At 41.9% G+C, this 14,198-nt stretch carries 11 protein-coding genes; 7 read left to right on the forward strand and 4 right to left on the reverse strand.

All coding sequences use genetic code 11. From position 1 onward, the window contains the following. Positions 1 to 12: 12 nt before the first annotated feature. Complete coding sequence (locus ABM313_RS05220) at positions 13 to 429, forward strand: hypothetical protein (protein ID WP_434686620.1); 417 nt, start codon at positions 13 to 15, stop codon at positions 427 to 429. Here ABM313_RS05220 and ABM313_RS05225 read toward each other — a convergent pair. Continuing rightward, positions 426 to 1,232, reverse strand: a complete 807-nt coding sequence (locus ABM313_RS05225; RefSeq protein ID WP_434686622.1) for an ion transporter — start codon at positions 1,230 to 1,232, stop codon at positions 426 to 428. The two genes, ABM313_RS05220 and ABM313_RS05225, sit on opposite strands and share 4 nt — an antisense overlap. A 145-nt stretch (positions 1,233 to 1,377) precedes the next feature. On the opposite strand from ABM313_RS05225, the gene rlmD reads away from it, so the two are divergent. The 5 genes from rlmD to ABM313_RS05250 all read left to right on the forward strand — a co-directional run bounded on the left by rlmD (position 1,378) and on the right by ABM313_RS05250 (position 8,236). After that, positions 1,378 to 2,742, forward strand: a complete 1,365-nt coding sequence (gene rlmD, locus ABM313_RS05230; RefSeq protein ID WP_434686623.1) for a 23S rRNA (uracil(1939)-C(5))-methyltransferase RlmD — start codon at positions 1,378 to 1,380, stop codon at positions 2,740 to 2,742. A 33-nt stretch (positions 2,743 to 2,775) separates the two neighbouring features. Then, entirely contained in the window at positions 2,776 to 3,942 is a 1,167-nt protein-coding gene (locus ABM313_RS05235; protein WP_434686624.1) for an AAA family ATPase, read from the forward strand. 23 nt (positions 3,943 to 3,965) lie between these two features. Then, positions 3,966 to 4,739: a DUF3226 domain-containing protein gene (locus ABM313_RS05240; RefSeq protein ID WP_434686625.1), complete on the forward strand. Its 774-nt coding sequence runs from the start codon at positions 3,966 to 3,968 to the stop codon at positions 4,737 to 4,739. A gap of 244 nt (positions 4,740 to 4,983) precedes the next feature. Then, positions 4,984 to 6,066 (forward strand): 3-isopropylmalate dehydrogenase, encoded by a 1,083-nt coding sequence (gene leuB / locus ABM313_RS05245; protein WP_434686626.1) that lies wholly within the window; start codon positions 4,984 to 4,986, stop codon positions 6,064 to 6,066. A 136-nt stretch (positions 6,067 to 6,202) separates the two neighbouring features. Further along, on the forward strand, positions 6,203 to 8,236 hold the full coding sequence (locus ABM313_RS05250; protein WP_434686627.1) for a thioredoxin domain-containing protein: 2,034 nt from the start codon (positions 6,203 to 6,205) through the stop codon (positions 8,234 to 8,236). Positions 8,237 to 8,268: 32 nt separating this feature from the next. Here the strand turns inward: ABM313_RS05250 and ABM313_RS05255 are convergent, their stop codons facing one another. The 3 genes from ABM313_RS05255 to cobS form a co-directional block, all read right to left on the reverse strand. Continuing rightward, positions 8,269 to 9,654, reverse strand: coding sequence for a cation:proton antiporter (locus ABM313_RS05255; protein WP_434686628.1), 1,386 nt, complete (start codon positions 9,652 to 9,654; stop codon positions 8,269 to 8,271). A 201-nt stretch (positions 9,655 to 9,855) separates the two neighbouring features. Beyond that, complete coding sequence (gene bicA / locus ABM313_RS05260; RefSeq protein ID WP_434686629.1) at positions 9,856 to 11,535, reverse strand: bicarbonate transporter BicA; 1,680 nt, start codon at positions 11,533 to 11,535, stop codon at positions 9,856 to 9,858. Positions 11,536 to 11,747: 212 nt separating this feature from the next. Then, positions 11,748 to 12,500, reverse strand: coding sequence for an adenosylcobinamide-GDP ribazoletransferase (gene cobS, locus ABM313_RS05265; protein ID WP_434686630.1), 753 nt, complete (start codon positions 12,498 to 12,500; stop codon positions 11,748 to 11,750). Between the two features lie 162 nt (positions 12,501 to 12,662). On the opposite strand from cobS, the gene ABM313_RS05270 reads away from it, so the two are divergent. After that, positions 12,663 to 13,937 carry a S41 family peptidase gene (locus ABM313_RS05270; RefSeq protein ID WP_434686631.1) on the forward strand — a complete coding sequence of 425 codons (1,275 nt, stop codon included), beginning with the start codon at positions 12,663 to 12,665 and terminating at the stop codon, positions 13,935 to 13,937. Positions 13,938 to 14,198 lie beyond the last annotated feature (261 nt).

The following is a 14,198-nucleotide window of genomic DNA, read 5'->3' on the forward strand; positions in this document are numbered from 1 at the left end:
TAGAACAACAAAATGAATCAATTCAATAAGAATTACACTGAAAGAGATGCGGATTACTACATGCATCAAATTCCTATCCAGATTTTAAAAAAATTAAATACGGCAGAAAGAGAGGATCTAAAATCAGTTATTCATACCGCAATACCTCGACCATCTCCCAAGCTAATTGATCTTAGGTTTGCAATTGATCTTATTTTTACACGCTACTTTGTTGTGCTAATGATTGGCAAAGATATGCGTAAACAAAAAAGGAAACACCAAGTTAGTGGTATTGCCAAAGTTGCTAATGTAATTACAGCAATTTTATTAATTATCGCGATGAGTCTACTTGTTAGCGGTGTCACAATTTTAATTCTCTATCTTATTAAGTCTGCTTTAGGAATAGACTTGTTCCCAGGGCATATTACTAAGGTTCTATTTAATAATTAGCTGTTTTCAAGTTTAGTGCCACATACTTTACAAAATTGTGCATCAGCATCATGTAGCGACAATCCACAACTAGAGCAGACACAATCTTTAGTCATATCATTTACGCGATCGCCTTGATTAGCAGTTTGGACTAAGCGCTTAAATAATTCTCCTAACTGCACAGGAATCAGTGCAATACCAGTGAGTACCATTAACACAGTAGTTAGTTTACCTGCGTCAGATTTAGGCATGACATCGCTATAGCCAACTGTAGTCATTGTGAAAATAGAAAAGTAAAAAGCATCAAGAAAATTATGAAACTTGGGATTGCTGGGATGTTCGATTTGGTAGACCAACCCTGAGAAGACAAACACGATCGCAAATAATGTAAAAAGTATCTTAAATAAGATCGCTATATCTTCATTCTTGTTCTCAAATAAAGACTTTGACTCTACTAACCGAATCAAGCGCAAAATCCGAAACCAGCGTAATAAACGAATAAAGGCTACATCACTCGCCCCAAAAAAGAAGGGCAAAATCGCCACTAGATCGATAATTGCATAGAGACTAAATAGATGTTTGAGTTTCTGTTCAGCTACGCAAAGCCGCAGAAAATACTCTATTACGAATACACCAAGGATGATGTCATCCAATAAATTGAGGCGATGACGGGTGATCTCGGAGATGTCATAGGTCTGAGCAACAAAACTAACGGCGGAGGCAAGTACAAAGATCGCGATCGCGATGTTGATTAGTTTGCCAATTGGTGTAGCAAGGTCATCAAGATAAAATCTAATCTTTTCGCTAATTTTTTGTCCTAACATAAAGAATTAAATAATACCAAATTCCAGCTTTTCAAAAACAAAGCGTGAAAATTAAAGGTTCTGCTACGCAGAACCTTTAATTTTCATGCTTTGCTACAAGCTATAATCAAACATCTCCAAGCCACAGATTAATTTAGGAAGCTCTATGCTACTACAGGGACAAAAAATCACGCTCACCATCGACGATCTAGCTGATAGTGGGGATGGCGTGGGACGTTATGAAAATATTGCTATTTTTGTCCCCAATAGCGTTCCAGGCGATCGCATCATGGCAAAACTAGAATTTGTAAAAAAGAACTTTGCCCATGGGAGTATCGAAAAAGTTCTTGCGCCATCAAGCGATCGCGTCCGTCCTAGTTGCATCGTTGCTGATAAATGTGGTGGTTGTCAATGGCAGGCTGTTAGCTATCCTGCTCAATTAAGAACCAAACAAAATATTGTCCAGCAAGCATTACAGAGAATTGGTGGATTTAATCCCGAATTTCTCAAAGATCTAATTTCGCCCATTGTTGGTGCAGCCGATAGTTTGCATTATCGCAACAAAGTGACCTATCCCCTCGCCACTGGTCGAGATGGCAATCTGAAAGCAGGTTACTATCAAAAGGGAAGTCATAAAATTGTCAATCTCAATCAATGTCCTGCCCAAGATGAAAGACTTGATCCGATGCTTGCCGAATTAAAAATGGATATTCACAACCAATGTTGGGAAATATATGATGAGAAAACCCATACAGGATTGCTTCGCCACTTAGGACTCCGTATTGGTAGATCCACAGGTGAGATTCTAATTACTCTAGTAACAAGAGATTGGGATGTTCCTAACTTAGGAGTATTTGCTCAAACATGGCTAGAACGCTATGACAAAGTAGTTGGTGTAATTCTTAACTGTAATCCTGACAAAACCAATGCCATTTTTGGCAAAGAAAGCCGTTGTATTGCGGGTAAAGATTATCTATTAGAGAAGTTTGCGGGTTTAACCTTCCGTTTGCGTGGTGATACTTTCTTTCAGGTATATACTGAGCAAGCCGAAAGGATGCTAAAAATTATTGAAGAAGAACTTAATCTTGAAGGAACGGAAATTCTCTTAGATGCCTATGCAGGTATTGGCACGATCGCTTTACCATTAGCCGAACAAGTCAAACAGGCGATCGCGATCGAAATCCAGCCGCAGGCTACGGCTCAAGGCAAACTCAATGCTGAACTCAATGGCATTGATAATGTGGTTTTTCATACTGGCAAGGTCGAAGAATTAATAAGCACTCTCAATCTCCAGCCCGATATCGTCATCCTCGATCCCCCCCGCAAAGGTTGTGAACCTCAAGTAATTACCTTTCTGCGAGAAAATCCTCCTGATCGCCTTGTCTATGTCAGTTGCAATCCTGCTACTCAAGCGCGAGATTTAAAATTATTGTGTGAAGGCGATCGCTACCAACTCACCCGTATTCAACCCATTGACTTCTTCCCGCAAACATCCCATGTTGAGGCGATCGCCTTTCTCAAAAAGGTATAAATTAGAAAAGTCTTGCTGCGTTAAAATAAGCTAATGACTACCAGAAACCTAGAGAATATAACAATTCATCAATTCCGAGGTCTAAAAGAACTTGAGTTAAAAGACCTCGGACAAATTAATTTGCTTGTTGGTGTTAATAACTCAGGTAAAACTAGCGTTCTCGAAGCTCTATCAATTTATTGTGATCCTTTAGACCTAAGAACTTGGCTTATCACGGCAAGACAAAGAGAGGATGTTTATAGTAATGCTCGTACCCCACAACTTGATGCACTAAGATGGCTTTTTGATAAAGAAACGGCTCAGACAGGTACTATCCTCATATCTGGAGATGGTTCATTTGCGATTAAAAAAATGAAGGCAATGTATGATGATATTGAGGAGATGTTCATTCCTGAAAGGAAAAAGCAATTTGTTTTTATGGATGAACAAATCAGTGAAGATGAAGATGAACAAGTTAGTGGAGACGAAAGTAGTTTAGAAATACGAAAAGGAATAGATTTAAGAATTGAACTATACGATAGTCAGCCTAGGCTGTTTGATCTATTTGGTAGCGAGATTCCCGATTTCACTGAAATCTATCATCTTTGGGAAAATAATTTATCTAGACTAATACCAGCCAAAAGAGAGCCTAGATTACTTGTTTCTGTTGTTACGCCGACTTCACATCGTTCAAATATTGGTCAAATCCGCTTGCTTTCTGAAGCTCATTTTCATGATTTTAAGTCTGATATTTTAGGTTTACTGAGTCAGATGGATCAAAATATATCTGATGTAACAATCCTCTTATCTCCTGAATCCAATTCTTCTCGGTTCAATATTTATATTGAACATAAAAAACTGGGACTTATTCCTATTAGTGCATTTGGGGATGGTGTCCGTCGATTACTTCATATTGCTCTAAAACTTGCTAGTGTGAAGGGTGGCATTTTACTAATTGATGAACTCGAAGCAACAATTCATACTGATGCTTTGCAAACTTCTTTTCAATGGCTGGCAAAATGGAGCAAGGAAATGAATGTACAAATTTTTGCAACTACCCATAGCCTTGAAACTATTGATTCTCTATTGGTAGTAGCTGAGGATGCATCAGATCTAGTCCTTTATAGGCTTGAACCAAAAGAAACCGAAACAAGAGTAGTTAGACACGATTGGAGTAGATTAAAGCGCTTGCGAGAAAATTTGGGTATGGAGGTGCGTTGATGAATCGACGCTGTGTGTTGTTAGTGGTTGAAGGTAACCATGATCAAGCTTTTGTAGAAAGAGTTTTTCGTAAATTGCTAGGCTTTTCTGCTTGGGATCATAAAACAGATCCGCTAGAATCCTTATGGCAAGGACTTGTTCCTTCTTACAATCCTAAAAAGACCAAAGAGTATTACACAAGAATAAATATGCCAACAATTTTGAATACCGATGATTTGTCAATAGCTATCTATGTTGGGGAAGGGAGTAATTTGCTAGAAAACTTGATTGGAGAAAAAACGATTGGAGAAAAAACTAGCGTTCTTCAGAATATCAGTGATGCTCTATCTAATCTCAATCCTGATGCTTTTTCAGGTTTTGGAATTATTCTTGATGCCGATAAAAAGACTCCTGATGAAATAGCTAAAACATATTGCGATAAATTAAAAGAATATTTTCCGAATTTTCCCAATCAAGCTGGAACCGTAGTGAAAGGTTTACCGAATTTAGGAATATACATACTACCAAATAATTCAGATCAGGGTGTATTAGATACTTTGCTATGTGATTGCGGCGAGGTAGCCTATCCAATTTATATGCAAAGAGCTAGGGCTTATATTAACCAGTTTTCCGAGATAAAATGGAAAAGGTTTGACAAAGATAAGGCAACTATAGCAACAGTAGCAAGTGTTCTTAAACCTGGTAAAACCAATACCACCAGCATTGCTGATGATAAATGGATTAGTAGTGATACTGCTCAACAGATTCCTGCGATCCAATCCTTAGTGTATTTTTTAAGAAGTTTGATAGAAATTTAGGTGTATAAGTTGATGGTGATCGCTATCAACTCACCCGCAAACTTCCCATTTAGAGGCGATCGCCTTTCTTACAAAGTCTTAACAGCAGTTATCAAGCAACCGAACCATAAGAGATTTTTGAAAGTGTTGCCTTGCAACACTTTCAAAAATCTCTTGGTTTGGGTTTGAGCGCAAAGCGTTGTAAATGACGGTTATCGAACTCACGTAATGTTATGTTAGAAAATCTGTCTTTATACTGGTTGTAATGTCTAAAAACTATAAGATTACCCTTCTCCCTGGTGATGGGATTGGTCCCGAAATTATGAAAGTAGCGGTGGCGGTGCTACAGGCGATCGCCCCAAAATTTGATATTACCTTTGCTTTCGAGACGGCTCTAGTTGGTGGTGCGGCGATTGATGCGACAGGGCATCCTTTACCCGATGAAACTTTGCAGCTTTGCAAAAATAGTGATGCCGTATTACTAGCGGCTGTTGGTGGCGAAAAGTGGGATACCATGCCCTCAAATTTACGTCCTGAGCAAGCATTGCTTGGCTTACGTGGCGGTATGGGCTTATTTGCAAATTTACGTCCTGCTCAGATTTTGCCTCAATTAATTGATGCATCGACCTTAAAGCGTGAAGTTGTCGAAGGTGTGGATATTTTAGTAGTGCGTGAACTCACGGGTGGAATTTATTTTGGGAAGCCCAAGGGTATCGTCACTGATGAAAATGGTGTGCGTCGTGGCTTTAACACAATGGTGTATACCGAACCAGAAATCGATCGCATTGCCAGAGTCGGTTTTGAGGCTGCTCAAAAACGTCGTGGGTCAGTTTGCTCTGTTGACAAGTCCAATGTCTTGGAAGTATCGCAACTATGGCGCGATCGCGTAACGACTATTGCCAGTGAATATCCTGATGTGAAACTGTCCCATATGTATGTGGATAATGCTGCCATGCAAATTATTCGCAACCCGAAACAGTTTGATGTGATTCTCACTAGCAATCTCTTTGGTGACATTCTCTCTGATGCGGCGGCAATGTTGACGGGAAGTATTGGCATGTTGCAATCGGCTAGCCTTGGCGAAGCGGGTAAACCTGGGGTATTTGAACCTGTGCATGGTTCGGCTCCTGATATTGCAGGTAAGGATTTGGCTAATCCGCTCGCTCAAGTCTTGAGTGCAGCGATGATGTTGCGCTATGCCTTTAATGAAGGGGATGCAGCCGAGGCGATCGAATTAGCAGTGAATAAAGTTCTTGATGCTGGCAAGCGCACAGGCGACATTATGGCTGATGGATGTGAAAGAGTAGGATGCGTAGCTATGGGAGAAGCATTATTAGCCGCACTCTAAAAAGAGGTGGCGCATCGCGCCACCTCTTTTTAGACAATCTGATACAAATAACTCTTGGTTCTACTCCTCAGAAACAGTTAAACTTTAAAGACAGCGTCGCCATATAAACCTAAATACTTCAGTCACATTTTGCCCTATGCCCAATCGTCTCGCCCAATCGCAAAGTCTCTATCTTCGTAAACACGCTGATAACCCGATCGATTGGTATCCTTGGGGCGATGAAGCCTTAGAAAAAGCGAGAAACGAAAACAAGCCGATCTTTCTGTCAATTGGTTACTCCAGTTGCCATTGGTGTACGGTGATGGAGCATGAAGCTTTCTCAGATACGGTAATAGCAGACTATATGAACGATCGCTTTGTGGCGATTAAAGTAGATCGTGAAGAACGACCAGACTTAGACAGCATTTATATGCAAGCAGTGCAGATCATGGGGGAAAGTGGCGGCTGGCCTCTGAATTTGTTTCTTGCTCCCGATGATTTAGTTCCTTTTTATGGTGGGACATATTTCCCCATTGAGCCACGCTATGGAAGGCCAGGATTCTTGCGAGTACTCCAATCAATTCTGGAAATCTATCACGATCGCAATCAAGATATTCAAGATTATAAAGATCAGATTGTTCGGAATCTGCACCAAGTTAATAAACTGATTCCCGTACCAATTATTAGTGATGAAGTATTAGCAAATGGAATCGCTAAATGTGCTGAAGTTGTCACTAATCGCGATTATGGAACTTGTTTCCCGATGATTCCCTATGCCAATTTTTTGCTAAGGACTAGTCGCTTTGAAACTAACAGTACAGAACTTAAGGATAAAGCGCAACAGCGTGGTTTAGCTCTGGCTTTGGGCGGTATTTTTGATCATGTTGCAGGGGGATGGCATCGCTACACTGTCGATCATACTTGGACAGTCCCGCACTTTGAGAAGATGCTCTATGATAATGGCTTAATCATGGAATATCTAGCGCATCTCTGGCTATCAGGATTACATGAACCTGCGATCGCTCGTAGTTGTGAACTAACTGCCACATGGCTCCAGCGTGAAATGTTAGCAGAAGAAGGTTGCTTTTATGCTTCGCAGGATGCGGATAGTGAAGGAAGAGAAGGAAAGTTTTGGGTATGGAGCTATGCCGAACTAAAAAAGATTTTTAGTCCCTCAGAGCTTGATTTATTAACTCAAGAATTCACAATTTCCATAGCTGGTAACTTTGAAGAGACTAATGTCTTGCAACGTAAACAGACAGGGGAACTATCCCCAGAGATAGAATCTTGTTTAACCAAGCTATTTCGTCGTCGCTATGGCGAATATTCGCGTCCCACGGATGCTTTCCCTGTAGCTCGCAGTCAAGATGATATTCGGGAAATTGATTGGGAAGGGCGCGTACCGCCTGTAACTGACACTAAGGCGATTACGGCTTGGAATGCTCTGATGATTTCAGGTTTAGCCAATGCCTATCGAGCATTTCAGCAGCCGATTTATAAACAACTTGCGGTTAATGCTGCTAAGTTTATTTTGGAAAACCAATGGATTGAAGGCAGGTTGCAACGAATTAATTATGAAGGACAAGCGGCCGTAGCAGCACAATCTGAAGACTATGCTTTATTGATTAAGGCGCTTCTCGATCTGCATCAAGCAATTCCTGAGGAAGCAGATTTTTATCTACAACAGGCGATCGCCATTCAAGCCGAGTTTGATCGTGACTTCTGGGATGCTCTGTCAGGCGGCTATTTCAACACTACGAGCGAGTCTAGTCAACATTTACTACTGCGAGAGCGCAATTATCAAGATAATGCTACGCCTTCACCTAATGGAGTCGCGATCGCCAATTTGGTGCGTCTGGCAAGTGTAACTGGGAAATTAGAATATCTAGATCGTGCAGAGTTATCGCTCAAGCGCTTTGGACATGTAATTACGAATAGCCCTGTTGCCTGTCCTAGTCTATTGGCTGCCTTTGACTGGTTCCGCAATCATACGTTGGTTCGCACAAATCCTGATCACTATGCCTATCTCAGTCGTCAATATTTACCTGTAGTTATGCTACGAGTCGATAAACATTTACCAAATCCTGAAGCGATCGCTATGGTTTGTCAGGGTTTTGCTTGTCTAGAACCTGCGATGAGTGTAGAAATATGCGATCGGCAGTTATTACGAAGTACAACTAGGGTCAGGTAAAAAGAAAAGCGGCTCCTTGAGCCGCTTTTCTTTTAAGCTAATTCTGCATTAGCTGGTGGTTCTTCAGTCTTGCCAAAGGCAATTCTCAAAAATGGAGGAGCGAGGAACGTGGTCATGATCACCATGATGATAATGGCTACTTCTAGAGGCTTGTCGATCGCACCGCTAGCCGTACCAATCCCTGCAAATACAAGACCAACTTCACCACGGGGAACCATGCCTACACCGATCGCTAAGCGATTGATATTAGGTATTCCGAAAACTACCCAACCTGTGATGACTTTGCCGACGATTGCTACGGCGAGCATAAATACCGCGATTAATAAACCACTCCGATTTTCGGGAATCATCGGATTGAGGACACTGAGATCGGCTCTTGCACCGACAGTCACAAAGAACACTGGTACGAGTAAATCAGCAACAGGTTTAATCAGTTCATCTAGTTCATTGCGAGCATCGGTTTCATCAAGTACCAATCCTGCGGCAAAGGCTCCTAAAATTGCTTCTAAATGAATCGCATTACCGATAAATGCCATCACATAGGCAAAGATAAACGCAGGGATGACGATATTGCCGCGAGTTTTGAGCTTGGAAACCAAAGCCACAAAACTTTTGTTAAAAAAGCCACCTAAGAGGATGGAACCAAACAGGAAGGCGATCGCGCTAACTAATAGAATTGCAACGTTAGTAATATCTACTTCACCTGTTTTTGCCAAACTGGCGACCACGGCAAGAACGATGATTCCTAATACGTCATCAATGACAGCTGCACCAACAATGATTTGTCCTTCCTTGGATTTTAGCTGACCAATTTCTGCCAAGACCTTAGAAGTAATCCCAATACTGGTTGCTGTAAGAGCGGCTCCTGCAAAAATGGCGGGAATCGCGGCAACATGGAAAAAGTACATTAGTCCCAATGTCCCTGCTGCAAAGGGAGCCGTTACACCGATAAAAGCTACTACAAAGGCTTGGATACCAACTTCCTTAAGTTGGCGAATATCTGACTCTAACCCAATCTCAAACAGGAGGACAATTACTCCCAGTTCAGCTATTACCGAAATTACTTCACTTTGCTGGGCAAATACGCTGTTAACGGCTTCGGGTGACAATTGATTTAGCCACTGCAATAAGGACATTACTACAGAGTCTGACGCGACAAATCCACCTTCAGGAAAAATGACTAAGCGCAATGCGGATACACCGATAATTACACCAGCAACTAATTCTCCTAAAACAGGAGGTAAATCTAAGCGTCTAGCAATTTCACTGCCAACTTTGCTAGCAAGATAAACTATGACTAGGGTGAGCAATACCCCTGAAAGAATAATTGGCGCATTTTCTGACTCGGCGGTTGCCAGTAAAGGTTGCGGCATCTGAAATCCAGATAGATAATTGGCGATCGCAGTGATCGAAAACATAGGCTATTTTCCTTTATATTTTGGGGTGATCCAAGAAACCCAAGTTTCACATTATTACGGTTTAAGTTATCTGTCTCTAGTACGACTAGTTACATTTTTAAGAACGTAGAGCAGTAATTGTGGGGTTCGTTAGTGCAATGTAACGCATCAATTTAGTTATCAATGATGGATTAGCAATCGCTAACCCTTCCTCCGCTCCTATTAGACAGCCTTGCTGTAAACCAAATCAACGGCTTTGCGTAAAGCTTCAGTGCGATCGCTTTGAACATGTTCAACCGAAATCAACTCAAAAATACCAAGTTTGTCTAAACGCTTCGACACCTTTTGGCTAGCTCCGACCACATAGACCTCCAAGCCTTTATCATGGGCATCACGAATTGCATTTTCGATCGCGAGGGAAGCCGTCACACCCATTGAAGGAACATCGGTAAGATCCATTACTAAGACATCAGCTTCTCGCATGGCGTTATGTTCACGAGCGATCGCCTTTGATAGTCCAAAAATCATCGAACCACTGAGATAAAACAGCAATACGCGACCACCTGCTTTGTCTAGTAAATCCTTTTGTTCTTTGGTCAATCTTGCATCATCATCGGTATCGGAAATCAACTTCACTTCCTTAGATTGCAATTCGCTCAAGCGTTCAATCGTGAGGATATTCGCGATAAATACACCAATACCAACGGCGACAATCAAATCCACAAATACAGTCAGTAACAACACGCCATACATGATCAAAGAGCCTTTGACCGAAATTTTGTGCGATCGCTTCAAGAAGCTCCAATCAAGAATATCCAGACCAACCTTGAGGGCAATACCTGCGAGAACTGCCATCGGAATTGGCTCAGTATATTTTGCTGCGCCCAAGACAACTACTAGCAACACTAACGCACGGGTCAAACCAGAAAGCGCTGAAGTGGCTCCTGTTTGAATATTGACCACTGTTCCCATGGTTGCACCAGCACCTGGAAGACCACCGCAAATACCTGAGACGATATTGGCAATACCTTGACCAATTAATTCCTTATCAGATTTATGCTCAGTGCGAGTGATGCTATCAGCAACTACGGCGGTCAACAAAGTATCAATACATCCGAGAATCCCTAGCATGAAGCCATCAATTAGCATGATAGTGACTTCGTTCGCACCAAATACTGGTAAACGGAACTGAGGTAAACCTACGGGAATTGGACCAACATCACTGATGCGACGAATACCTTCGACACCATTAAATACTGTTACTGAGATGACCGTACCGACAATTAGAGCTATTAATTGTGGTGGAACTAATTTCTTGATTTTTTTAGGAGTTAAGAAAATAATTGCAAGGGTTACTATACTCAGAATTACTTCAGGCAAATTATCGGGAGAGGCTGCTTTAGAGATTAAATCGGGAATAGATAAGAAAGTCCCTAAAACACCACCTTTAGGGGGAGCCTGACCTAAAAATGGGGCAATTTGTAAAATCACCAAAATCACGCCAATCCCTGACATAAAGCCAGAAATAACGCTGTAGGGCATCAGGGTGATGTATTTACCGAGTTTGAAATAGCCGAATACGATTTGGCATAGTCCCGCGATCATCACCACGGTAAAAGCCATCGCCAAACCATTTTCAGGATTTTTGGCAACCAAACTTGCCACAATAGTGGTCATGACTACGGTCATTGGACCAGTTGGCTCAGAAATCAAAGTGGGCGTACCACCAAACAAAGCTGCAAAGAAGCCAACACAAACTGCACCATACAACCCTGCGATCGGTCCTGCGCCAGAGGCAACACCGAAGGCAAGCGCTAGGGGTAATGAGACGATCGCGGCAGTTAAACCACCAAACATATCGCCACGGAGATTATCAAATGTAATTTTGTTAGTTATTGCCATTGGTAAGTAGATTAACCTGAATCATGAATGAATTTTTAAAGAGTGATAGGAGTGATAGAAGTTTTTTATAGCTCTGCCATAAACTTTACAGGATGATATGCATTGATGTAAATCGATTATTTGTGGGTATATCATAGTATTTTATCTATGATGTGCCTATATTAATAATTCGGAGTGCTCGCTTAGAGATAAGTCTTCAATAATTAGAGGTTTTATAAAAAAGCGATCGCGCATAAACTTAGTGCCTCAGTCCACTCAACGATCGCCCCATAGGTATCGCCAGTCTGTCCACCAAGTTGACGATTTAGCCATGCACCGATGAGCCATGCAAAGCTAAACCCAATTACGGTTAAACCGATTCCTAAATAAAGTGAGTTGCAAAAATAGGCGATCGCGCAATTACCAACCGTTAATAAAATCGTCACTAGCCACACTTGCCAATGATGCAAATCCTCTTGATGAAATTTGCCTTTGCCAATCGCTTTGAGATAGGGATAAGCCATAATGGCGCGGAGTTGACCCCATCTTGCCCATGCCCAAACACTAGATAAAATCCACAAGCGCTGATCCTTAATGACAGCAAGCGCGATAACTTTTAAAAGTAAAATTGCAATTCCTGCGATCGCACCAAAAGCGCCAGTATTACTATCTGCCATCACCTCAAGACGACGCTGCGGATCGGTAACAGATAGCCCATCGGCAGTATCCATCGCGCCATCAAGATGTAATCCGCCTGTAATTAATAGTCCTAATAAAATCGTCAGTAGCGATCGCAGATATATAAACTCTGGGGCTGGTTTAATTAGTTCTAAGCAAAGGTCAAAAGAGGCGATCGCCGCGCCGATAAAAATGCCGATTAATGGCGCATAGAGAGCAATTCCTCGAAAGTCGAGCGTTCCCTGCGGACGCAAAGGCAAACAAGTATAAAAAATTAGTGCTGCTTGAAATTTTCGCCAATGCTGCATTTGAGAAAACCCATAAATTGAGAGAGGACGCTTTGCGCCCTCTCTCAATTTATGGGTTTTGGGTATCTTAGATACTAAAAATCGGGAAATTGGGTGTGATGAAAGCTAGATTTAGTTAGGATAGAGAAATATTTTTATTTAAAAAAGTTTGTTATAGAGAGCATGATAAAACAGCGTCGTCTTTGGTCTTGGCTCGTAATTAGTTTAGTCGCGATCGCCTTGCAGTTTTTCTGGATCGGTGGTGTAAATGCTGCGGTTACGGACTCTTTGCAAGAACAAAAATTTCTAACTAATGTTTGGCAAATCGTCAACCGTTCCTATGTTGACGCTGATTTTAATCATCAAAACTGGTACAAAGTCCGCCGCCAATTTGTCAATCGCAAATTTAATAGCCGAGAAGATACCTATCAAGCGATTCGGGAAATGCTTGCTACTCTGGACGATCCTTTTACGCGCTTGCTAGAACCTGACAAGTTTAAAAGTATGCAAACCAGCACATCGGGAGCATTAACAGGTGTAGGGCTGCAAATTGCCGTTGATGAACCTGATAACAATGTCACCGTGATTGCCCCAATCGAAGGTTCGCCTGCGGATACGGCGGGTGTGCGATCGCGCGATCGCATTGTTGCCATCGATAACATTCCTACTAAAGGCTTGAGCCTTGATGAATGTGCGACGAGAATGCGCGGTGCGATCGGCTCTGAAGTTAAGCTGAGTCTAGAGCGTCCACTAGCTGATAGTAAAGGTTTTGAGAAGCTTGATGTGGTGATTAAACGCGATCGGATTGCGGTTACACCAATCATTGCCAAGCTCAATCAAGAAGAGAATCATAAAGTTGGCTATATCCGTTTAAATCAGTTCAACGGTAATGCTTCAGCAGATATGGAAAAGACTATCAAAAAGTTTAAAGCTGAAGGAGCCGATCGCTATGTTCTCGATCTACGTGGTAATCCCGGGGGACTCTTTGATGCGGGGTTACAGATTGCTCGGATGTGGATTCCTGAAGGAACTGTCGTTTATACAGTTGATCGTCATGGCATCCAAGAGAGTTTTGAAGCTAAAGGTGAGGCGATTACCACAGATCCGTTAGTAGTTCTCACCGATGGCGGTAGCGCTAGCGCTAGTGAAATCCTCGCTGGTGCATTACAGGAGAATGATCGCGCTCAACTCGTTGGTACAAAGACCTATGGTAAAGGCTTAATTCAATCGCTGTATGAATTGGAAGATGGCGCAGGCTTGGCGGTAACGATCGCTAAGTACGAAACTCCATTACACCACAACATCCATAAGCGCGGTATTATTCCTGATGTGGAAGTTGCGCTGACAGAGCCAATTACTCGTAAGCAGCTTGGTACTAAGGAAGATCCTCAATATATTGCCGCTTTATCAGTTCTAGATGGAACATTTAAGAGCTTAATTGCGAAGTCTGCTAATTAACCCCCTTTCCCCCTTCCTTGCAAAGGTAGGGCTATTTCAAGAAATAGTTTAGAGAGATTTTAAGCAAACAAAGATAACATTGCGGGTAAATTATGGGCAAAATAGTCAATCGTCCAGATTTCCAACCCACAGACTTACCACGAGGTTTAGGAGAACAGGCAGGAGATCCAAGACTCACTAGGTAGCCAACAAACTAATTAGCATCATGTGCTACATACTAAGAGATCACCATGACGCTATAAAATGTATTGCGAGTTACCT

It is taken from the genome of Pseudanabaena minima str. Chao 2107 (genome assembly GCF_051131155.1).
GTDB classification, from domain to species: Bacteria; Cyanobacteriota; Cyanobacteriia; order Pseudanabaenales; family Pseudanabaenaceae; genus Pseudanabaena; species Pseudanabaena minima.

Coding starts and splice junctions, on each gene's coding strand:
- ABM313_RS05250 (WP_434686627.1), top strand. CDS start 6,203: ATGCCCAATCGTCTCGCCCAATCGCAAAGTCTCTATCTTCGTAAACAC.
- bicA (WP_434686629.1), bottom strand. CDS start 11,535: ATGGCAATAACTAACAAAATTACATTTGATAATCTCCGTGGCGATATG.
- cobS (WP_434686630.1), bottom strand. CDS start 12,500: ATGCAGCATTGGCGAAAATTTCAAGCAGCACTAATTTTTTATACTTGT.
- ABM313_RS05225 (WP_434686622.1), bottom strand. CDS start 1,232: ATGTTAGGACAAAAAATTAGCGAAAAGATTAGATTTTATCTTGATGAC.
- leuB (WP_434686626.1), top strand. CDS start 4,984: ATGTCTAAAAACTATAAGATTACCCTTCTCCCTGGTGATGGGATTGGT.
- ABM313_RS05220 (WP_434686620.1), top strand. CDS start 13: ATGAATCAATTCAATAAGAATTACACTGAAAGAGATGCGGATTACTAC.
- ABM313_RS05270 (WP_434686631.1), top strand. CDS start 12,663: ATGATAAAACAGCGTCGTCTTTGGTCTTGGCTCGTAATTAGTTTAGTC.
- ABM313_RS05235 (WP_434686624.1), top strand. CDS start 2,776: ATGACTACCAGAAACCTAGAGAATATAACAATTCATCAATTCCGAGGT.
- rlmD (WP_434686623.1), top strand. CDS start 1,378: ATGCTACTACAGGGACAAAAAATCACGCTCACCATCGACGATCTAGCT.
- ABM313_RS05255 (WP_434686628.1), bottom strand. CDS start 9,654: ATGTTTTCGATCACTGCGATCGCCAATTATCTATCTGGATTTCAGATG.